Below are 20,847 nucleotides of genomic sequence, written 5' to 3' on the forward strand. Positions count from 1 at the left end.
CCGTCAATCTGGTGAGGCCTTCGTCGGGATGCTCGAGGGATCGTCATTCCCCGCGATTGTTTGATGAACTACTGCTATCCCATTGAGTGCATGCTTCGAGCGTTGGCTCCGATCTCTCTCTCAATGAAAGACCGCTCATTATGACCGACTTCCTTTTCGACGGACCGGAGAACGCTGGTGTAACGGTGCTCCTCGCGCATGGCGCAGGGGCACCGATGGACTCGCCCTCGATGACGCTCTTCGCGACGGCATTAACCGAGGCAGGGATGAGGGTCGCACGGTTCGAGTTTGGCTACATGGCGGCACGGAGGAGCGGGACCCGGAGGCCACCACCTCCCGCCGATAGACTGATCCCGGAATACGCAGAGGCCATCTCGAACCTCGGAGCTGTGGAAAAGCTAATAGTCGGCGGCAAGTCGATGGGTGGGCGCGTCGCCAGCATGGCAGCGGACGAGTTATTCGCGGCTGGCACAATCAAGGGTTTGCTTTGCCTCGGCTATCCATTCCATCCGCCCGGAAAACCGGATGCATTGCGGACGGCGCACTTGGAACACTTGGAGACGCCTTGTCTCATCTGCCAAGGCACCCGTGATCCCTTCGGGACGAAGGATGAAGTGCCCGGCTACAAGTTGTCACTGAAGGTAGAGGTCCGTTGGTTCGAAGACGGCGACCACGACTTGAAACCCCGAAAGAAAGTCACCGGCGCCACTGCAACCGATTACGCGCGCGTCGCGGCGGAGGCAGTGGCGGAGTGGTCTGCCAAGCTTTGATGTTCACTACTAGGAACGCGAGTCTCGCCCAATCATCAGAAAAAGCTTAGCAAGTCATTCTTCCCTGCTTTGCCAGATCCAAGCGCATCCGAATGAACGCGCGGAGCTCTTCGATTTCTTGAGCCAACGCGAGACTCTACGCAGCCAGCCTATCGAGGTCACTCTCCTCTAGCTGGATTGTGGTCCTCCGGCGCTCTTGGGAAAGTGCCTTCGATCTTTTCGAAAGTGCCTTGATCATTCTTCCTTCCGCAACAGGGCGCTACCCACCAAAAACCTTGGCGCTTGACGGTGCTACTGGAACCCGTAACCGTTACGCATGACACATCCACTTCTCGTTCAGGATCACATCGACACCTTCCAGCGAGACGGTAAGCAGGGCTTTGCGTTCCACTCTGCGGGCTTTGCAGACTGCAAGACTGATGCAGGCATTGAGCCTGCTCAGCGACAAACAACTCGCGGAGATCGGCATCGAACGTAGTGACATCCCAAGCTATGCCGACCGACTGATGACGAGCGTACATGAAGGCGACGAGGATAGTTCCGAAGTTAAACAAGAAACTTAAGACGGCAGCCGAAGTCTGATCTCGCAGAAACCTGAAAATCTGCCTCCCCAGTTCAGCCAGCCGCTTCGAGTTGGGCGAAGGTAAGAGAGCAGGTGATGTGTTGGCGGCCCCGCATGTTGGCCGGTCTGGCCGCCGGGCATAGCGACGAGAAGACTATAGTGATCAAAGCAACCTATCTCGAAGCCCACCGCGCAGTGACCAGTACGCGCCCATCACCGCAAAGGCTTCCGGGACCAACTTGCCGAGGCTGGCTCAAGTGACCCAATGCTGGGGCTCTTAGCGCAATCCATGATCCCCATCCACAAAAAGCTTTGCGCCTCGGCGGAAGCTCTGGGCGATATGAACTGATGCATGTTGCCAGGCAGAACACATTGGCCCGTCGCCTAATGACGGTGCCCGGCGTAGGTCCACTCGTCGCCCTCAACTTCATTGCGACTGTTGACGATGCAAGCCGGTTCCGCCGGTCGCGCGATGTCGGCGCGTTCCTGGGACTGACACCACGACGATATCAATCGGGTGAGATCGACAGAACAGGCCGCATCTCCAAATGCGGGGATGCCGAGATGCGTCGATTGCTCGTCTCTGCTGCAACGTCCTTGATGACGCAAGTCAGGCGGTTCTCCCCTCTCAAGGCCTGGGCGATCCGGCTCAGCGCTCGGAAAGGCTTCAAGAAGGCTGCCGTGTCTACCGCGCGCAAAATCGCCGTTATTCTCCACGCCATCTGGCGCGATGGAACAGAGTTCAGTTGGACAAAGGAGCCCGCGACCTGACAAACAGAATACCCGCCCAAGGATAGGGTGGGTTTGGCGTCCTCCGGGACGGAGGCAGATCGATCTCGCATAAAGCGGTCGAGGTGGCGCAACCAGCATCAACCTCGTGAATGACATTCCAGACGATCAGCCCCGGACGCCATTATGAAGCAGCATCACCTGACTTCGGAGAGGACTAAGACCCCGGCGGACAACAAACCCAACGCCCTTGACACTACCGCGATCAGAGAACCGCTTCGGGGAAGCTGCACCGCGGCGTACCATTCCCGTCCCAAGGGCGGCTTTGGGCGGAAAACACGTTCGCGCTTGACCCTCAAAACCCAATGAATTATGCCGAAAACTGGCCGAGCGGGCGTTGTGTAGTGGTAAGACCTCAGCCTTCCAAGCTGATGACGCGGGTTCGATTCCCGCCGCCCGCTCCAACATCTGCACACACTCTCGTTCATGACACACCCTGCCCCCTCTCGCGCGCCGCGGCGAAGTGATCCGGTGCGGTCTCCGGGGTTGATCCCTTAAAACGCGACGGATATCGCTCGCGACGGGAGGACCGGGTAATGGCGGAGTCAACAGCCTCGAGTGAGGAACGCGCCAAGTCGCGCAAGATCGGCTCGCTACGTGGGCTCGCGCCCTATTTCGCACCCTACCGTGTGATGGTTGCGGCCTCCCTGGCGGCACTCGTTGCCACGGCCTGTATTTCGCTCGTTCTTCCCCTCGCCGTGCGCCGTGTCGTCGATGGATTCGAAACCTCGGCAGCCGAACTCCTCGACAGCTACTTCCTCGCCGCCCTCGCGATCGCCGGGCTCCTCGCCGTCGGCACAGGCATGCGCTACTATCTTGTCACCCGGCTGGGTGAGCGTGTGATCGCCGATATCCGCAAGTCGGTCTTCGACAGGATGGTCGGGATGAGCCCAGCCTTCTACGAGAAGATCATGACCGGAGAGGTGCTCAGCCGGATCACCACCGATACCACCCTGATCCTCAGCGTCATTTCATCCTCGATCTCGATCGCGCTAAGAAACGCGATATTGCTCGTCGGTGCGCTCATCATGCTTGTCGTGACATCGCCGAAGCTGGCTGGGCTCGTGATCCTCCTGATCCCCCTGATTGTAGTGCCGATCATCGTGCTTGGCCGGCGGCTGCGAAAGCTGTCCCGTGAAAGCCAGGATTGGATCGCGGCCTCGTCCGGCAACGCCTCCGAGGCGCTGTCATCGGTCCAGACATTGCAGGCCTTCACTCACGAGGCTGAAAGCCGCCGAGGCTTCGCCGACGTGACCGAAACGGCCTTCCGCGCGGCACACAAGCGTGTCGGTGTCCGGGCGATCATGACGGTGATCGTGATTGCCGTGGCATTTGCCGGCATCGTCTGCGTCCTCTGGGTCGGCGCGCGCGACGTGCGGGCTGAAGCCATGACCACGGGCGAACTGGTGCAGTTCGTGATTTACGCCGTGATCCTCGCGGGCGGCGTCGGCGCGCTTTCCGAGATCTGGGGAGAGCTTCAGCGCGCCGCAGGCGCAACCGAACGGCTGGTCGAACTGCTGAATGCCGAAGATACCGTCACCGATCCTGAGGAGCCTCGCGCCCTCGAGGGCCCGCTTACGGGCCAGGTCTCCTTCGAGAACGTCAGCTTCAGCTATCCCTCGCGCCCCGAACAGAAAGCGCTGGACGCCGTCAGTTTCGATATCGAACCTGGTGAAACGGTCGCGCTTGTCGGGCCCTCGGGCGCGGGCAAGACCACGGTGATCCAGCTTTTGCTCAGGTTCTACGATCCCCACGGCGGTGCGGTCCGTGTCGATGGCACGGATTTGCGCGATATCGCCCGGTCCGCTTTTCGGCGCCACATGGCGCTCGTCCCGCAGGATCCGGTGATCTTCGCCGCAAGCGCACGCGACAACATTCGTTTCGGGCGCCCCGACGCAACCGATGCCGAAGTCGAGGCAGCGGCCGAGGCCGCGGCGGCCGATACGTTCCTCCGTGCGCTGCCCCAAGGCTATGAAACCTATGTGGGCGAGCGCGGCATCATGCTCTCGGGCGGCCAGAAACAGCGCATCGCGCTGGCCCGTGCGATCCTGCGTGACGCACCGATCCTGCTTCTCGACGAGGCCACGAGTGCGCTCGACGCAGAAAGCGAACGGGCCGTCCAGCAGGCCGTCGACCGGCTGAGCCAAGACCGCACCATGCTGATCATCGCCCACCGCCTCGCCACGGTTAAGAAGGCCGACCGCATCCTCGTCTTTGAAGACGGCCGGATCGTCGCCGAAGGAACCCATCAAAGCCTCGTCGCCGATGGCGGTCTCTATGCCCGTCTCGCGAAGCTCCAGTTCACCGACGGTCTGGCAGCCGAATAGACCGCCCGAACCTTCCCGTGTAACGCTACGTCCCAAAACCATTCCGGTGCTTGGAGGAGCGAAAAGGTTTGGATATTCACGCCCCCGCACCACATTAAAGGAGCCGGTGAGCGGGAGTGACCGGTCAGGGGAGGAACGGGAATGGGTCAGTTTGCGACAGTCGCGGACTCGAAGCGCATTGAAGAGGAAATGCCTTGGGAGGATCGCGACCTGCCGAAGGCGCTCTACGGCTTCATCGACAGGGTTGCCACGAAGCATGGCAACCGTCCGGCGGTTTCCTATCAGATCCTGTCCGGTCCGAAGGACAAGGCCGAAACCCTTACCTGGTCCGATCTCAAGGCGGGCACCTGCCGCGCCGCCAACCTATTCCGTTCGCTCGGCGTCGGCGAAACCGACGTCGTAGCCTACCTCCTGCCCAATGCGAATGAAGCCGTCCTGACGCTGATGGGGGCGATGGTCGCGGGGATCGCGAACCCGATCAATCCGTTGCTCGACGCCGAACAGATCGGCGCCATCCTGCGCGAAACGAAGGCCAAGGTGCTTGTCACGCTGAAGCCGTTTCCGAAGACAGATGTCGCACAGAAGGCGGCCGAGGCGGTCAAGCTCGCGCCCAATGTCGAAACCGTTCTCGAGATCGACCTTAACCGCTATCTCACCCCGCCCAAAAGCTGGATCGTACCGTTGATCCGACCGAAAGTTGAGGTCAAGCACCACGCACGCATCCTCAATTTCAACGCGGAAATGGCAAAGCAGCCAGCAACGCTCAGCTTTGAAGATGGCGGCAGGGATCGGGTGGCGGCCTATTTCCACACCGGTGGCACGACCGGGATGCCCAAGGTCGCGCAGCACCTTTATTCCGGGATGATCTATAACGGCTGGGTCGGCCACACACTCCTCTTCACCGAGGAAGACAGCGTGATGTGCCCCCTTCCGCTGTTCCATGTCTTCGCCGTCCACGTGATCCTGATGTCCGCGATCGCCTCGGGTGCGCACGTCGTCTTCCCCACCCCGGCGGGCTACCGGGGCGACGGGGTGTTCGATAACTTCTGGAAGCTTTGTGAACGCTGGAAGACGACCTTCATCATCACCGTTCCCACCGCGATTTCCGCATTGATGCAACGGCCTGTCGATGCCGATGTGTCGACGGTTAAGACGGCCTTCTCCGGCTCCTCGCCCTTGCCTGTAGAACTCTACAAGAAGTTCGAGAAGGCCGTGGGGATCAAGATCGTGGAAGGCTACGGCCTGACTGAAGCCACATGCCTCGTCAGCTGCAATCCGCTCGATGGGGAAAAGAAGATCGGCTCCGTCGGCATACCGTTCCCCTACACCGACGTGCGCATCCTCGTGCACACTGAAGACGGGCCCGCGGAGATGCCCACCGACGATATCGGCGAGATCTGCGTGGCGAACCCGGGCGTCTATGCCGGTTCCACCTATACAGAGGCCGACAAGAACCGGAACCTTTTCCACTACGATCGCTATCTCAGGACGGGTGATCTGGGCCGGATCGACAGCGACGGCTACATCTGGATAACCGGCCGCGCGAAGGATCTGATCATCCGGGGTGGCCACAATATCGATCCCGCCGAGATCGAAGAGGCGCTTGCGGGCCACGATGCGGTGGCCATGGTCGGCGCGATCGGCCAGCCCGACGCCCATGCCGGCGAAATTCCCTGCGCCTATGTCGAACTGGTGGCGGGCGCCAGCGTTACAGAGGAAGAACTCATGGAATTCGCGAAGGAGCGGATCCACGAGCGCGCGGCGCACCCCAAACATCTTGAAATCCTGCCGGAACTGCCGAAAACGGCGGTCGGCAAAGTCTTCAAACCCGATCTCCGGCGGCGCGCGATCACGCGAATCTATGACCGTGCCCTTGCGGATGCCGGCCTTGAGACGCGCGTTCACGAGATCGTCGAAGACAAGAAACGCGGGCTGGTGGCCCATCTCGACCCGGCACACAAGGCCGAGGAAGCGAAGGTTTCCGAAGTTCTCGGCGCCTTTACAAGGCCTTGGACCTGGGGCGGTTAACGGAGAATTCGTTACTTTCGGCCATCTTTGGCCCCAATGGTGCCCAAATCTATCGACAAACTCGGCGCCATTGGAGGTCGAGCAATGTTGATTTCTATGATCTTTCTGGGCATGGCGACAGGCATCGTCGGTGCCGTAATCACCGGATTTGCAACCGGTTCCATCCTGATCGGGCTGGCGTTTTACGTGGGCACGGGTCTGGTCGCGACGGCGCTGGGGGTGCTCCTTGAACTGATCCGCAATACCGAGGATGAAGTGGCGCCCGAACTACGCGCGCCCGGGATGATAGCGGCGGAGTAACCTCAACACATCTTGCGCAGCGACGCGACCGGGGGCTATCCCGGCGTCCATGATTTACGTCCGGCTCCATGGCCGCATGGGCAACCAGCTCTTCGAATACGCCGCCGCGCGCGGTCTTGCCGCGCGCCTCGGCGTCGAGGTTTCTGTGGACGAGCGCATGCTCGCGCGCATGAACGACGCGCCCGCCCGCCCTCATTTCGCGTGGCGGGTGGTCGAGCCCGAGCGTCTTCCGCCCTTCCGGTGGGATCGGCCGACAGCCTACTTCCTATGGCGCTACCTGGGCCTCTCTCCGAAGATCCGCCGCGAGCGCGGGCACCATCCGAATTTTCTGACCTGGCCTGATGACAGCTACCTCCACGGTTACTGGCAGCATGAGGGCTATTTCGCCCATATCGCCGATGAATTACGCCGCGAATGCCGCGTCACGACGCCGCCAAGTGCGGCGAACCAAAAGTTTGCCGCCCGGATCACAGGCTGCCTCTCCGCATCGCTGCACGTCAGGCGGGGCGATTTTCTCGATGTCGCCCCGGACGCCGTATGCACCGAACACTATTACCGTACGGCGCTCGATCGTCTCGCTGCCGAGATTGGTGAAATGCCTACCGTCTTCGTTTTCTCCGACGATCCCGACTGGGCCAGAGGCAACCTGAACCTCCCGGCGGAAACCGTCGTGGTCGATATAAACGGCCCCGATAGCGCCCATGAAGACCTCCGGCTGATGGTCGCCTGCCGGCACAACATTATCTCGAACAGCACGTTCTCGTGGTGGGGCGCCTGGCTCGGCACACCGGATAACCGCGTCGTGATCGGCCCCAAAACCGAAACGGAGACCATCAGCAGCTGGCTCGCAGATGGATGGATTTCTGTTTTAAATCAGTAACTTAACAAGAACCGAAGGCATCGGGCCCGCCGATTGTTCGCGCAGCCGAAAAGCTCTGTCACGGGATATCTGCCAAAAACGCCTTCCCTTTGTGAATTAAATCATACTAATCTCAAATTAGACGAGCTAATCTCTTTGTGTGTACCAAGTTCGTGTCGTTCACACGAGAGTATGAGTGAAGAGTAACGAGTGATCGCCCGTGTGTTTGGGGCGATGGCGATACAAGGGACCTGAACGCCAAATAGGGTCCTCGAAATTAGGGTGCCATGGATTGGGAACTGTCCCGAACCCGATCCATGGCACTCATTTTTCCAAGAACAAGGTTCCAGCCCGACGCCATCCGGCCCTGCCGAGCTGCGCAACACCACGGTGTCAGGTTCGGCGCCTCCACTTGAAATCTCTCATTGAATGCTGGCACACTCGAATGAACAAACGGGGCATATCGAGCAAAAAAACCCTGTCGTCGAACCTACAACTCCGCAACCTGAGTCGGGGGATACAGGCAATTGGAATCACGGCTGCCGGAAGATGGTAAGGCACAGGCTCCGTCCGCTGACGAAGCCGATCTTCCCTTGTGGTTCCCGGAGCTGATGCCAGGCGGTCACGGGACGGGCTTCCTAGAAAAGACCAATGGACATTCGCTCCTCTTCGTGGCGCGTTCTGCGCCGGTCTTGCTCGTGACGTTCGACAACCTGTCAAATGTCCGGGACAGATCACCCCGACGCCTTCCATGGGCCTACAAGTACGCACGCGATGCCAAGGCTTCGCATCTCGGGATCATGGCACACAGAGGCGACTGGTACAGGGAACCGAACCTCATCGCGCGGATGCAGACCCTCGCTGATGACGGGTTCTTCGCAAACTACGAACGTGTGCTCTTTGCCGGAAGTTCGATGGGTGCCTTCGGAGCCCTGTCGTTCTCAGCTCTGGTTCCCGGGGCCCATGTGCTGGCCTTCAATCCGCAATCCACACTCGATCCCAAGCTGGTGCCCTGGGAAAGTCGCTATGCAAAAGGCCAGAAACAGGATTGGAGCCTGCCTTTCAGCGATCCCGCCTGTCATCTGGAGAATGCCACTCAGGTCAGCGTCTTCTTCGATCCCTATTTCGAGCCGGACAAGCGGCATTTCGAGAGGCTGTCATCACCCAGTGTACAGGCGTACAAATGCTGGTTCTCGAACCACAAATCCGCGGTCTTCCTGCGAAAGATCGGTGCTTTGAAGCCGGTCATGGACGAGGCGCTGTTCGGTGAACTGACGCAAGAGAAGTTCTACAGGCTCTATCGCTGCAGGCGGAACCTTCCGTGGTACGCGGGATCACTCAAGCATTACTACGTTCAATCTGGACGTGCAGGCATGGCAAAGCGCGTCAAGCGTGCATTCCGCGCCGCTCGCAACGTATCACTGGAGGCGGCTGAGTGAGCGATACATCCCCGCAGCGCTTCGTCATCGTCACCACGATGAAAAACGAAGGCGCCTTCATGCTCGAGTGGATCGCCTATTCACGCTCGATCGGCTTCACGGATTTCGTGATCTTCACCAATGATTGCGAAGACGGAACAGATAAGATTGCCGCAAGGCTGGATGACCTCGGGATTGCCACACATGTCCCAAACCGCCTCAAACCTGGTGTCAGCCCGCAGCGCAAGGCGCTCAGGCGGGCCCGGTTTCAGGAAGTCGTGAAATCGGCGGACTGGCTGATGTCCGCAGATGTGGATGAGTTTCTCAATATCCGGGTTGGTTCCGGTCACCTGAGCGACCTGATGGATGCAGTGGGCAACGTCGATGCGATTTCGATCTGCTGGAAGCTCTTCGGAAACGGCGGGCACACGGCATACCGACGCGGCTTCGTGACCGAACAGTTCTTCAGATGCGCGCCCGAGAACCGCTTTCCGAATTTCCGGGCCAGAGGGGTCAAGACGCTGTTTCGGAATTCGGGGAAGTTCGCGCGCATGGGCGTACACCGCCCCCGCCTTTGCGACCCGCCTGAGCCCTGCATTTGGGTCGATGGCGGTGGCAACCCGGTCTCCGAAGCGTTTCAGCACAGGGGCTGGAAAGCGAGCCCGGGCTTCACGCACGACTACGCAAGGTTGCATCACTATGCCGTCCGCTCCGTCGAAAGCTTCCTGGTGAAACGCGATCGCGGGCGCACCAACCATGTGAACGTCGATCAGGGCCTCGAATACTGGCGCCACATGAACGCCAATCACCGGCCTGACAAATCGATCCTTGAACGTCTGTCTGCTGCGCGACTCGAATACGGTCGACTTCTGGCGGATGACGTGCTGGCAAGCCTGCACGAACAGGCCTGTCGCTGGCACGAGGACAAGATAAACGAATTGCTTGGGCGCGAGGGCTGGCCCGAGTTCCGGAGGGCAATCGGTGCCATAACCGGCGGCGCCCCGACAAAACGCGAGGCCGCGCATGGGGCGGCATGAAACTTCGGTGATCGTCCATGGCGGGTTTCACAAGACTGCCACGACGCATCTACAGGGTATCCTGAAACGCAACGAAAAGCGCCTGGATCGCCACGGCATCCGGTATATTCACCATCGCGCGACGCGAAAGAATTTTACCGTCCCGGTCCAGCTCAACGCGTATCTGAACCTCGGCCTTCCTCGCCGGCGGCGAATTGACGACGACACGCTGCGGTCCATGACACAAGATTTCTTCGATACACATTCCGAGGGTCAGCCCCGGCGGATCATCATGTCCGACGAAAACATGGCCGGACACTGCGGCCAATGTGTTAGAGGCGGAACGCTTTACGAATACCGCAGGGATTTCCTGGAGATTTTCGCACGCGAGATTCCATATCGAGTCTCCGAGGTTCACATGGCAATCCGCGGTTATGCGGATTTCTTTGCATCCGCCTATGTGGAATTTCTGCGCTCGGTCAAACGCGACAGCCCCCCAAAGTTGTTCGTGACCGAAGCGAAGATGAAGGAGCTGGTCCTGGAAAAGAAACCGTCGTGGCGCCAGGCGCTGTCCGATGTCAGGGCAGCCTTTCCCGCCGCCCGCCTGTTCATCTGGCGTTACGAAGATTACGAACACCTGTCGGGTCAGGTACTGCAGAATCTCTGTGGCGACGCGATCGACGCGTCGCTCCTTCGCGAACCCGGATCACCACAGATCCGGCCCACCGCCTCGGGCGAAGCCGTGTCGCGCATGCTGGCTGCAGCCGATGAAGGGGGGCTCAAGGCCATGGTCGATTGTCGCATCGACATCCAGGAGGCCTTTCCGAAGGGCCGGAAATGGGGAAGCTACGATCCCTGGTCACCGAAAGACCGGGCAAGGCTCGATGCCGCTTATGCGCGGGATTGGGAAAAGATCTGCGCAGACAACCGATACGAGATCTTGGCACCCGATCTGTTGATGGCATGAAGCGGAAGGGATCGAAAGAACGATCATATGAAACAGCCATATCAAACGGAGAGCACGCGTGGGAATTGATGCGGCGATCGCCCTGCAACTGATCGCCAACCGCGATCTGTTCAAGAAGCGGAAAAGTGGCCTCATGCTCGGTCGGCAGTCCCTCAGAGTCCCGCCCAAACACCGGGGCCGCATCCGCCGCGCGATGCGCACCGCCGAACTCTCCTGCGATCTCGAAGACCTGTTTCAGAAGGACGGATACGCAGAAACCTTCACCTCTGCGATCGGGTTGCCGCCCCTGCAGGCCCTCGACGCATCCGATTACGAAGGATCCAACCTTGTTCACGATCTGAACTATCCGATAGGCGACGACTTACGCGGCAGGTTCGATTTCATCCTCGACGGCGGCACGCTGGAGCACGTTTTCAACGCTCCGCAGGCGCTCGATAACGTCTTCTCAATGCTCTCCGAGGGCGGCGTCTTCATCTCGGCAAACGGGATGACCGGCTGGGCTGGGCACGGCTTCTACCAATTCAGCCCCGAACTGGTCTGGCGTTACTGGCAAGATGCTCGTGGTTGCGAAATCCTTCAATGCACGGCCCTTCCATTTCACCCCGGGGAAAAGCTTCGGCACGTGCGTGATACCGGTGCCGGCGGCGCGCGCTTCCGGTCGCGAAAGCTGACCGGCCGATGGTATCTGTTCTACATCGTGCAAAAGTCAGCCACCGCCAACACGGCTCCGGCGATTACTGCACCTGCGCAATCTGATTACCAGGTGCGGTGGCAAGCGCCTTCGGAGGTTCACGCATGAAACCCGGGCTGACAGAGATTGCCGATCGCTTCGGCTCCGACAAGGGATCGCGCAAGCATCGGTACACTGAGCTCTACCACATGCTCTTTTCCCCGCTGCGGGAACGGAAGCTAACATTTCTTGAAATGGGCTTGCTTATTGGGGGGCCGGAACACGGAAATGCCGCCACACGGGAAACGACAGATCTTCCCTCGATCCGCATGTGGCTCGAATACTTTCCAAATGCGCGGATCATCGGGCTCGATGTGTCGGATTTTTCTTGGTTCGAGCATGAGCGCTTCGACTTCCTGCGCTGCGACATGGACGAGCGTCAGAAGATCGCCGACGCTGCGGCAGGGTTCGACGAATTCGACATCATCCTCGAGGATGCCTCGCACGCCTCGCACCATCAGCAAAACGCGTTCCTTGAGTTGTTTCCCAAACTCGCCCCGGAAGGCCTGTATATCATCGAAGATCTCCGCTGGCAGCCCAAAGCCTATGAAAAACCGGGGATCACCAAGACGGCGGCCCTGTTTCAGGGATACCTCAACACCGGGTCGTTCGAACACTCCGATCCCAAGGTCGCAGTCGAGTTGAATGCGTTGAGAACCGATATCTCCGGCGTCTTCGTCTTCCAGGCAAAGTATCAGAAGCGACGCCGGGATCAGGTTGCAGTGGTACACAAGAAATGAAACCATCTTCTTTCTTTCGCGAAAGGCCCCCAGGCATGACGAGAGTGCATGCCCCGGCTCCGGGAGTCCCCTCGGCTCACAGCCTCAATCCTGAGAGAGCATCTCGATGAAAGATATTCAGACGCCTGCCAATAAGAACGCCCTTCCCCCCATAGGAACCCTGTGGATCGGCGGATCACTCACTTGGCTGGAGCAGCTTTGCCTGACATCTTTCGTCGCCAATGGCCACCCGACGACGCTCTTTACGTACAGCAAGGTTACGGGCGTTCCCGAAGGCGTCAACGTGTCCGATGGCCGGGACATTCTCGACACCGAGCAATTCGTCACTCATGCGCGCTCGGAAAGCGTTGCACTTTTTTCCGATCTCTTCCGGTTCCACATGGTCCGGAAACGCCCCGGCATGATCTGGGTGGATACCGACATCTACTGCCACCGCCCGATCGATTTCGAGGAGGAATACCTTTTCGGCTACGAGCGATATCGCTCCGACGCGCGCAATCAGGTCAATGGTGCTGTCCTTCGGCTTCCGCAGGGGTCAGAGGCCCTGGCCTCCATGATCTCCTTCATGGAGGAACCACACCCCATCCCGGATTGGCTGCCACCAAGGCACCTCGCTCCGATCCTCGAACGGAAGAACGCCGGAAATCCAATGCATGTGTCCGAGATGATCTGGGGCATTTGGGGTCCGGTCGGCTTCACTGCCCATCTGCGAATGAGCGGTGAGATCAGCCACGCAAAGCCAATCGATGTCTTTTACCCGGTTCCTTTCGCAGACAGAACTGTGTTTTTCCGGAGACCGGCAATCGCCGGACGGTACCTAACCGAGGAAACCCGAACGATTCATTTGTGGGCACCGATCAAGAAGCGAGCGGCACGCAAACATGACGGGCTCTGCCGCCCCGGCAGTTTCCTTGCCGGACTCCTCAAAAAGCACGGAATAGATGACGCCGCCGCACCCATCCCAGTAACTCGCGCCCGCGAGGTCGTCGCTTAGCGCGCGGAGCACGCGCCAGTCGCAATCATTCCGGGTGTCGCTGGTGCCGCAGGGGAGGATTGAACTCCCGACCTCACCCTTACCAAGGGTGCGCTCTACCACTGAGCTACTGCGGCTTGCGTGGCGCGGGGGATACTGACAATCGCCCTATCGCGCAAGCCCATTCTGGACCGGCCCGCGCCGCTCATGTAGACAATGCCCCATGGGCAAGAAACCCGCGACCCCGAAGGCCAAAAGCCCGTCCTCCTCGCGCGAGGACAGGTTGAAGGCTGCGCTGAAGGCCAATCTCCAGAAACGCAAGGCACAGGCGCGGGCGCGGACGGCAGAAACAAAAAGCTGAAGGCAGAGCCATGGATTCGATTTGTGTGACGGGCGGTGCGGCGCTCGCGGGCGAAATCCCGATTGCAGGGGCGAAGAACGCCTGTCTGACGCTGATGCCGGCGACACTTCTGACCGATGACCCGTTGACGCTGACCAACGCGCCCCGGCTCTCCGACATCCGCACCATGACACTCCTTCTGCAATCCCTTGGGGCCGAGGTGTCGGCGCTGCAGGAGGGTCGCGTCCTCGCGCTCTCCTCCCATGCGCTGGACAGCCACCGTGCGGAATACGACATCGTCCGAAAGATGCGCGCGTCGATCCTCGTGCTCGGCCCGCTCCTGGCCCGCCACGGTGAGGCCGAGGTTTCGCTTCCCGGCGGCTGCGCAATCGGCGCGCGTCCCGTCGATCTGCATCTTAAAGGGCTCGAACAGCTGGGCGCCGTGCTTGAACTTAAAGACGGTTACGTTCACGCCACCGCGAAGGGTGGGCTCAGGGGCGGGCGCGTCAGCTTCCCCTTCGTCTCGGTGGGCGCCACCGAAAACGTTCTGATGGCCGCAACGCTCGCCAAGGGCACCACCGTCATCGAGAACGCGGCGCGTGAACCCGAGATTGTCGACCTCGCCCGCTGCCTCCGCGCCATGGGCGCCGCGATCGAGGGCGAGGGCAGCGATACGATCACCGTCGAAGGTGTCGATGCGCTCCACGGCGCGACCCATCAGGTTGTGACCGACCGGATCGAGCTTGGCACCTACATGTTGGCCCCCGCGATCACCGGCGGCACCGTCGAATGCCTCGGCGGACGAATGGAGCTTGTCGAAAGCTTCGCCGAAAAGCTCGATGAAGCGGGCATCTCGGTCGAGGAAACCGCCCGCGGCCTCAAGGTCAGCCGGAAGAACGGCCGCATTCGCGCGGTCGACGTTGAAACCGCGCCTTTTCCCGGCTTCCCCACGGATTTGCAGGCGCAGATGATGGCGCTTCTATGCACTGCCGAAGGCGAAAGCCACCTGCACGAAACGATCTTCGAGAACCGTTTCATGCATGCGCCCGAACTGATGCGCATGGGGGCCGAGATCGATGTCTCCGGCGGCACCGCGACCGTGCGGGGGGTCGACCGGCTGAAGGGCGCGCCCGTCATGGCCACCGATCTGCGGGCCAGTGTCTCACTGATCCTCGCGGGCCTCGCGGCCGAGGGCGATACGCTCGTAAACCGCGTCTACCACCTCGATCGCGGCTATGAACGGGTCGAGGAAAAGCTGTCGGCCTGCGGCGCGACGATCGAACGGGTCAGCGGATCATGACCGAAGACGCGCGCTTCGAAGACGCGGCTCCCCGCCCGATACGGCTGCGCGCGATGGATGCAGACGACCTCAAGGTGATATCCGCCCTTGCACAGGACGCGATCTTTCCCGTCACCGAAATGCGCTGGGACAGGTCGCACCGCCGCTTCGCCGTCCTCCTGAACCGGTTCCGCTGGGAAGACAGCGCCTCGGGCCGTCATCCCGCCGAGCGGGTACAATGCGTGCTCGCGGTCGAGGATGTGGGCAAGGCCGCAACCCAGGGCATCGACCGGTCCGATAAGGACGTCATCCTCTCCCTTCTTTCGATCACTTTCGAGGCGGGGGATGACGGCACCGGCGCCGTGCTTCTGACGCTCGCGGGCGACGGGGCGATCCGTCTCGATGTGGAGGCGCTCGAAGTCACGCTGCGCGATGTCACCCGGCCCTATGTTGCGCCTTCCGGCAAGATACCAAAGCACCCCGAATGACGGGCGTGCCGCGCCGCCTGACAGGCGGTGATGCCGCCGCCTATCGCGCACTCCGGCTCGACGCCCTGACGGCTCATCCCGATGCCTACGGCGCTGGCGCGAAGGACTGGGAGGCTCGAGCGCTCGACGAAGTCGCCGCGCTGCTCGACACCGGGAACACCTTCGGGGTCTTTGACGGCACGGGCCTTGCAGGTATCGCGACACTTGTCGCCGAGAGGGGCGCGCATCAGCGCCACCTCGGGATGGTCTACGCCGTCTACGTCACACCCGCCGCGCGGGGAACCGGCCTCTTCGACGCGCTCATGTCCGCAATCGAGGCCCGGGCGAAAGAGCTTGGCCTTCTGCAACTCGTCCTCCACGCCGGCCACCACAACGCCCGCGCCATTGCCGCCTACCAGCGCGCGGGCTACCGGATCACCGGCACGATCCCCCGCGCCCTTCGCGTCGGCGAGGCTTTTTTCGACGAGGCCGTGATGGTTAAGGCCCTCGACGCTTGAGGCCCCTGCCGCCCACGGCTATGTGACGTGCGGCAGGAGACAGAAGATGCCCCAGTTTCTTTCAACCCGCGATCCCGCGTTCAAGGCCCGGTTTCAGGCCGTCCTCGGCCAGAAACGCGAAGACGCGCCCGATGTGGATGCCGCCGTTGCGGGCATTATCGCCGATGTCCGCGCCCGAGGCGATGCCGCCGTAATCGAACTGACCGAGACATTCGACCGGGTGCGCCTAACGCACGAAACGCTCGCCTTCTCCGAAGCAGAGATCGACGCCGCCGTGGCAGAGGTGCCGCAGGCCGAACGCGCAGCGCTCGAACTCGCCGCCGTCCGCATACGCGACTACCACGACCGGCAACGCCCCGAAAACGCGCAGTGGCAGGACGCGACCGGTGCAGAACTCGGCTGGCGGTGGAGCGCGGTTTCGGCCGCGGGCCTCTATGTGCCTGGCGGCCTTGCCTCCTATCCTTCGTCGGTTCTCATGAACGCGATCCCCGCCGCCGTCGCCGGGGTCGAACGGCTCGTCATCGCGGTGCCCACGCCGAACGGTACGGTCAACCCGCTCGTCCTCCTCGCCGCGCGCCTTTCGGGTGTCGACACGATCTACCGGATCGGCGGCGCTCAGGCCATCGCCGCGCTCGCCTACGGCACCGAAACCATCCAGGCCGTCGACAAGATCACCGGCCCCGGAAACGCCTATGTCGCCGCCGCAAAGCGCCGGGTCTTCGGTCAGGTCGGAATCGATATGATCGCGGGCCCCAGCGAAATCCTCGTCATCGCCGACGCCGCGAACGATCCCGACTGGATCGCCATCGATCTTCTGAGCCAGGCCGAACACGACGAAAGCGCCCAGTCGATCCTCATCACCACAGACGAAGGCTTCGGCACCGCCGTCGCCCAGGCTGTCGAGGCGCGGCTCGAAACCCTCGATCGCCGCGCCATCGCCGGGGCCAGCTGGCGTGATTTCGGTGTGGTCATCACCGTTCGCGATCTGGACGAAGCCGCGGCACTGTCGGATCGGATTGCCCCGGAGCACCTCGAACTCTGCGTTGCCGATCCCGACGCGTTGCTCGGCAAGATCCGCCATGCGGGTGCCGTCTTCCTCGGCCAGTGGACGCCCGAGGCCATCGGCGATTACATCGGCGGGCCGAACCACGTGCTGCCCACCGCACGTTCCGCCCGGTTCTCAAGTGGCCTCTCCGTACTCGATTTCATGAAGCGCACCACCGTCGCCCGGATGACGCCGGGGGCCCTTCGGGCCATCGGCCCGGCGGCCGAAACCCTCGCCGCGTCCGAAAGCCTGGGCGCCCACGGCGCCTCCGTCAGGGCGCGGCTCGATAAACTGAACGAGGCCACGTAAATGAGCCGTCTTTGCAAGATAGAGATCGACGACAGCGCCCTGCCCGCTCCTACACCGGAGATCGAACAGGAGCGCAAGGTGGCCGTCTTCGACCTCCTTGAGGAAAACAGCTTCTACATCCCCGCCCGCGAAGGGCGCGCGGTGCCGCCCGGGCCCTACGCCCTTCTGCTGGCGATCCGCGAAAAACGCCTCGTATTCGAAATCACCACCGAAGACGGCACACCGGCGGGCGAATTCCACCTGTCCCTCGGCCCCTTCCGGCAGGTCGTGAAAGACTACTTCCAGATCTGCGAAAGCTATTTCGAAGCGGTCAAAACCCTGCCCCCCAGCCAGATCGAAACCATCGACATGGCCCGCCGCGGCATACACAACGAAGGCGCGCGGGTCCTCCAGGAACGTCTCGAAGGCAAGGCCGAGGTCGATACCGACACAGCCCGCCGCCTCTTTACCCTGATCTGCGTCCTGCATTTCGGAGGTTGATGTGGGGGCGAACCTTCCAGGTTCTGTACTTTTCTGCTGCGATCACAACGCCGTCCGCTCCCCGATGGCAGAGGGGCTCATGAAGAAATTCTACGGACACCGCGCCTATGTGCAGTCTGCGGGCGTGAAGGGAGATCTCGAGATCGACGGTTTTTCGATCGCCGTCTGCGCCGAACTCGGTGTCGAGCTCTCCCGCCACCGCTCGCGCAGCTTCGACGAAATGCAGGAATGGGGGGATGATCTCTCCAGTTTCGACCTGATCGTTGCCCTTTCTCCCGCGGCTCAGCGCAAGGCATTGGAATTTAACCGTTTCCATCACATGGATGTGCAATATTGGCCGATCCTCGACCCCACGGGGCTAGGAGAAACGCGCGAAGCAAAACTCGAAAGCTACCGCCAGGCGCGCGACCAGATCGTGGCCCGCATGATCGAAACCTTCGGCGAACCGCTGGAGCGCTGACACGCAGGGTTCCTAGCCACAGACCCGCCCCGCCCGGATTGCCACAACCCGCAGTCGAAATCCCTTTTCCACTTGAAAAAACACCCTTTCAGGCGCATTTACCTGCAGGCCCGGGCTCTGCCGGGTCGACAACACTGGAGACATCATGGCCAAGGAAGAACTTCTCGAATTCCCCGGCGTCGTGAAGGAGCTCCTGCCGAACGCGACATTCCGGGTCGAACTCGAGAACGGCCATGAGATCATCGCACATACGGCGGGAAAGATGCGCAAGAACCGCATCCGCGTCCTCGCAGGCGACAAGGTACAGGTGGAAATGACGCCCTACGACCTCACGAAGGGGCGCATCAACTACCGTTTCAAGTAAACGGCTGGGGGTGGCCCCATGGCCCGTCCCCGTCTGATCCTCGGATCCGGCAGTCCACGCCGGCTGGAGCTTCTGGGCCAGCTCGGGCTGACGCCGGTTGACATCATCAGCCCCGATATCGACGAAACCCCCGGCAAGGGCGAGCAGCCCCGGCCCTATTGCCTGCGCATGGCGCAGGAAAAGGCCAGGGCGATTCCGGCCGGACCTGAGGATGTCGTTCTCTCGGCCGACACCACCGTCGCGCTTGGCCGCCGCATCCTCGGCAAACCCGAGGGCCGGGGCGAGGCGCGCGCCTTCCTCGAAATGATGTCGGGCCGCCGCCATTCGGTGATCACCGCGATCTCCGTCCGCCACGGTGAACGGCAGGTTGACCGCGACAACGTCACCGCCGTCCGCATGAAGCGCCTCTCAGACGCCGAGATCGAGGGCTATCTCGACACCGGCGACTGGCAGGGCAAGGCGGGCGGTTACGCCATTCAGGGCCCTGCCGCGGCCTTCATTCCCTGGATCCAGGGCAGCTATTCCGGGGTGATGGGGCTACCCCTCGCCGAAACCGCAGCACTTTTGCGCAGCACCGGCGTGCTGCCATGAAGGGCCGCGTCCTCGCAATCGGTGATCGCCGCGCGGCACTCATGATCGACGGGCGCCTGGAAGATCTCGTGCTGCTGCCCCGCGACCCCTCGTTAACGCCCTCTACAGGCGAAATACGCGTTGCCCGCGTCACCCGGATCCTCCCGAACGGGCGCGGCGCGTTCTGCGATCTTGGGCCTGCGGGCGATGGATTCCTCCGCCAACCCGGCGCGCTCAAAGCGGGCGATCGCATTGCGGCACAGGTTGCGGGCCTGCCCGAACCCGGCAAGGCCGTGCCGCTGACCACGCGCCTTCTCTTCAAGGGGCCGCGCCTCATTCTGACGCCCGAGGCGCCCGGAGTGAACGTCTCCCGCAAAATCGGCAACACCGCCGAACGTGACCGGCTGACAGAAGCTGTCGCGGCGGCCCTTGCCCGCGCCGGTGCGCCTGAACCGTCTCCCGGCGTCATCATCCGAAGCGCTGCGCGCGGCGAAGAGGCCGAGGCGCTCGACCGCGAACTTCAGCGCCTCCTTGCGGCATGGCGCAACATCCCCAAACATCTCGCCCACGACGATCCCCCGGGGCGAGTGATCGAGGAGTATGCCCTGCCCCGGGTCCTAGCCGAATGGCTCTTCCCGCTGCCTGACGAAATACTCTGCACGCGCGAGGCAGAAGAAGGCTACCGAACCCTCCATCCCGCTCCTGGTTCCGCCTTGGGCGACGAGGCCGTGAACTTCTGGGGCGATCCCCGCCCCGTCGCTCGCCTGCGCGCGGTGGCGGATCCGTTCGAGGCCGCGGGCGCCGCCGATGCGCTTGCCGCGCTCATGACGCCGGACGTCGCCGTAGGCCCCGCAACCATGGCAATCGAGGCCACCCGTGCCCTCGTCGCGGTCGATGTGAACACGGGCGGAGATTTTTCGCCCGCCGCGGGCCTGAAGGCCAACCTCGCCGCCGCCCGCGACCTGCCCCGCCAGCTCCGCCTGCGCGGCCTCGGCGGCCAGATCGTCGTCGATTTCGCGCCCCAGCCCAAGAAGGATCGCCGCACTCTTGAAGAGGCCTTGAAGAAGGCGTTCCGCGACGATCCGGTCGACACCGCGCTCGTGGGGTGGACGTCCATGGGGCTCTATGAAATGCAGCGCAAACGCGAACGCCGCCCTCTGGGGGAAAGCCTGCCGTGACCTGCCCGATCTGCAAGAAACAAACCGTGCGCGATCACCGCCCCTTCTGCTCGCAACGCTGCGCCGATCTCGATCTCGGGCGCTGGATGACGGGGGCCTACACGATCCCCGTGAACGAGACGGATGACGACGATCGCCCGGCCCGCCCGGACACCGCGCCGGAGTGAGATTTTCACGATTATCGCACTGGACAGCACCCGGCGTCGCGTCTAGAACACCGCGACCCCGAGGGGGCCACCCCCTCCCCGTGCCCGGGTAGCTCAGGGGTAGAGCAGTGGATTGAAAATCCTCGTGTCGGTGGTTCGATTCCGCCCCCGGGCACCATAACTACCTGATATAGATGGATAATTTGAGAGGT

At 61.8% G+C, this 20,847-nt stretch carries 23 protein-coding genes, 3 tRNA genes and 1 pseudogene; 26 read left to right on the plus strand and 1 reads right to left on the minus strand.

All coding sequences use genetic code 11. The features are described from left to right. Positions 1–140 precede the first annotated feature (140 nt). From RXV90_RS20775 to RXV90_RS20845, 14 genes and pseudogenes are all read left to right on the plus strand, one after another. Positions 141–770 (plus strand): alpha/beta hydrolase family protein, encoded by a 630-nt coding sequence (locus RXV90_RS20775; RefSeq protein ID WP_316651344.1) that lies wholly within the window; start codon positions 141–143, stop codon positions 768–770. A 419-nt stretch (positions 771–1,189) separates the two neighbouring features. Further along, positions 1,190–1,333 (plus strand): DUF1127 domain-containing protein, encoded by a 144-nt coding sequence (locus RXV90_RS20780; protein WP_316651346.1) that lies wholly within the window; start codon positions 1,190–1,192, stop codon positions 1,331–1,333. A 377-nt stretch (positions 1,334–1,710) separates the two neighbouring features. Further along, positions 1,711–2,103: pseudogene (locus RXV90_RS25935) on the plus strand (transposase); the annotation flags it as partial. A 348-nt stretch (positions 2,104–2,451) separates the two neighbouring features. Then, a tRNA-Gly gene (locus RXV90_RS20795) sits at positions 2,452–2,525 on the plus strand. Between the two features lie 132 nt (positions 2,526–2,657). Beyond that, on the plus strand, positions 2,658–4,448 hold the full coding sequence (locus RXV90_RS20800; protein ID WP_316651350.1) for an ABC transporter transmembrane domain-containing protein: 1,791 nt from the start codon (positions 2,658–2,660) through the stop codon (positions 4,446–4,448). Between the two features lie 141 nt (positions 4,449–4,589). After that, the gene (locus RXV90_RS20805; RefSeq protein WP_316651351.1) at positions 4,590–6,476 is read left to right on the plus strand and encodes an acyl-CoA synthetase; all 1,887 of its coding nucleotides are present in this window, start codon (positions 4,590–4,592) and stop codon (positions 6,474–6,476) included. A gap of 84 nt (positions 6,477–6,560) precedes the next feature. After that, a complete protein-coding gene (locus tag RXV90_RS20810) occupies positions 6,561–6,776 on the plus strand; it encodes a hypothetical protein (protein ID WP_316651353.1) in 216 nt (71 codons plus the stop codon). A gap of 76 nt (positions 6,777–6,852) precedes the next feature. Then, positions 6,853–7,656, plus strand: coding sequence for an alpha-1,2-fucosyltransferase (locus tag RXV90_RS20815; protein WP_316651354.1), 804 nt, complete (start codon positions 6,853–6,855; stop codon positions 7,654–7,656). A 506-nt stretch (positions 7,657–8,162) separates the two neighbouring features. Beyond that, a complete protein-coding gene (locus RXV90_RS20820; RefSeq protein ID WP_316651356.1) occupies positions 8,163–9,074 on the plus strand; it encodes a hypothetical protein in 912 nt (303 codons plus the stop codon). Further along, positions 9,071–10,090 carry a glycosyltransferase family 2 protein gene (locus RXV90_RS20825; RefSeq protein ID WP_316651359.1) on the plus strand — a complete coding sequence of 340 codons (1,020 nt, stop codon included), beginning with the start codon at positions 9,071–9,073 and terminating at the stop codon, positions 10,088–10,090. The genes RXV90_RS20820 and RXV90_RS20825 overlap by 4 nt, the downstream gene beginning before the upstream one ends. Then, positions 10,077–11,036, plus strand: coding sequence for a hypothetical protein (locus RXV90_RS20830; RefSeq protein ID WP_316651362.1), 960 nt, complete (start codon positions 10,077–10,079; stop codon positions 11,034–11,036). The genes RXV90_RS20825 and RXV90_RS20830 overlap by 14 nt, the downstream gene beginning before the upstream one ends. A 58-nt stretch (positions 11,037–11,094) precedes the next feature. Then, the gene (locus tag RXV90_RS20835; protein ID WP_316651363.1) at positions 11,095–11,835 is read left to right on the plus strand and encodes a class I SAM-dependent methyltransferase; all 741 of its coding nucleotides are present in this window, start codon (positions 11,095–11,097) and stop codon (positions 11,833–11,835) included. Further along, the gene (locus RXV90_RS20840) at positions 11,832–12,506 is read left to right on the plus strand and encodes a hypothetical protein (RefSeq protein ID WP_316651366.1); all 675 of its coding nucleotides are present in this window, start codon (positions 11,832–11,834) and stop codon (positions 12,504–12,506) included. The genes RXV90_RS20835 and RXV90_RS20840 overlap by 4 nt, the downstream gene beginning before the upstream one ends. A gap of 106 nt (positions 12,507–12,612) precedes the next feature. Beyond that, positions 12,613–13,500 (plus strand): hypothetical protein, encoded by an 888-nt coding sequence (locus tag RXV90_RS20845; protein WP_316651368.1) that lies wholly within the window; start codon positions 12,613–12,615, stop codon positions 13,498–13,500. Positions 13,501–13,541: 41 nt separating this feature from the next. On the opposite strand, the gene RXV90_RS20850 is transcribed toward RXV90_RS20845, so the two are convergent. Beyond that, positions 13,542–13,616 (minus strand) — tRNA-Thr (locus tag RXV90_RS20850). A gap of 86 nt (positions 13,617–13,702) precedes the next feature. Between RXV90_RS20850 and RXV90_RS20855 the strand changes: the two genes are divergently transcribed. From RXV90_RS20855 to RXV90_RS20910, 12 genes are all read left to right on the plus strand, one after another. Further along, entirely contained in the window at positions 13,703–13,840 is a 138-nt protein-coding gene (locus RXV90_RS20855) for a hypothetical protein (RefSeq protein WP_316651371.1), read from the plus strand. Between the two features lie 10 nt (positions 13,841–13,850). After that, positions 13,851–15,119 carry a UDP-N-acetylglucosamine 1-carboxyvinyltransferase gene (murA, locus tag RXV90_RS20860; protein ID WP_316651373.1) on the plus strand — a complete coding sequence of 423 codons (1,269 nt, stop codon included), beginning with the start codon at positions 13,851–13,853 and terminating at the stop codon, positions 15,117–15,119. Then, positions 15,116–15,586, plus strand: coding sequence for a DUF2948 family protein (locus tag RXV90_RS20865; RefSeq protein WP_316651375.1), 471 nt, complete (start codon positions 15,116–15,118; stop codon positions 15,584–15,586). Before murA ends, RXV90_RS20865 begins: the two co-directional genes overlap by 4 nt. Continuing rightward, positions 15,583–16,083 (plus strand): GNAT family N-acetyltransferase, encoded by a 501-nt coding sequence (locus RXV90_RS20870; RefSeq protein WP_316651377.1) that lies wholly within the window; start codon positions 15,583–15,585, stop codon positions 16,081–16,083. Before RXV90_RS20865 ends, RXV90_RS20870 begins: the two co-directional genes overlap by 4 nt. 46 nt (positions 16,084–16,129) lie before the next feature. Then, positions 16,130–17,437, plus strand: a complete 1,308-nt coding sequence (gene hisD, locus RXV90_RS20875; RefSeq protein WP_316651379.1) for a histidinol dehydrogenase — start codon at positions 16,130–16,132, stop codon at positions 17,435–17,437. Continuing rightward, on the plus strand, positions 17,438–17,917 hold the full coding sequence (locus RXV90_RS20880; RefSeq protein WP_316651381.1) for a UPF0262 family protein: 480 nt from the start codon (positions 17,438–17,440) through the stop codon (positions 17,915–17,917). 1 nt (position 17,918) lies between these two features. Next, positions 17,919–18,377: an arsenate-mycothiol transferase ArsC gene (locus RXV90_RS20885; RefSeq protein ID WP_316651383.1), complete on the plus strand. Its 459-nt coding sequence runs from the start codon at positions 17,919–17,921 to the stop codon at positions 18,375–18,377. Positions 18,378–18,522: 145 nt separating this feature from the next. Further along, positions 18,523–18,741 carry a translation initiation factor IF-1 gene (infA, locus tag RXV90_RS20890; protein ID WP_007205486.1) on the plus strand — a complete coding sequence of 73 codons (219 nt, stop codon included), beginning with the start codon at positions 18,523–18,525 and terminating at the stop codon, positions 18,739–18,741. An 18-nt stretch (positions 18,742–18,759) separates the two neighbouring features. Further along, on the plus strand, positions 18,760–19,332 hold the full coding sequence (locus RXV90_RS20895; protein ID WP_316651418.1) for a Maf family protein: 573 nt from the start codon (positions 18,760–18,762) through the stop codon (positions 19,330–19,332). Then, positions 19,329–20,489, plus strand: a complete 1,161-nt coding sequence (locus RXV90_RS20900; RefSeq protein ID WP_316651420.1) for a ribonuclease E/G — start codon at positions 19,329–19,331, stop codon at positions 20,487–20,489. The genes RXV90_RS20895 and RXV90_RS20900 overlap by 4 nt, the downstream gene beginning before the upstream one ends. Beyond that, positions 20,486–20,656 (plus strand): DNA gyrase inhibitor YacG, encoded by a 171-nt coding sequence (locus RXV90_RS20905; RefSeq protein ID WP_316651422.1) that lies wholly within the window; start codon positions 20,486–20,488, stop codon positions 20,654–20,656. Before RXV90_RS20900 ends, RXV90_RS20905 begins: the two co-directional genes overlap by 4 nt. Positions 20,657–20,738: 82 nt before the next feature. Then, positions 20,739–20,813 (plus strand) — tRNA-Phe (locus RXV90_RS20910). Positions 20,814–20,847: the final 34 nt, after the last annotated feature.

Source organism: Ovoidimarina sediminis, from assembly GCF_032586175.1.
GTDB lineage: Bacteria > Pseudomonadota > Alphaproteobacteria > Rhodobacterales > Rhodobacteraceae > Ovoidimarina > Ovoidimarina sediminis.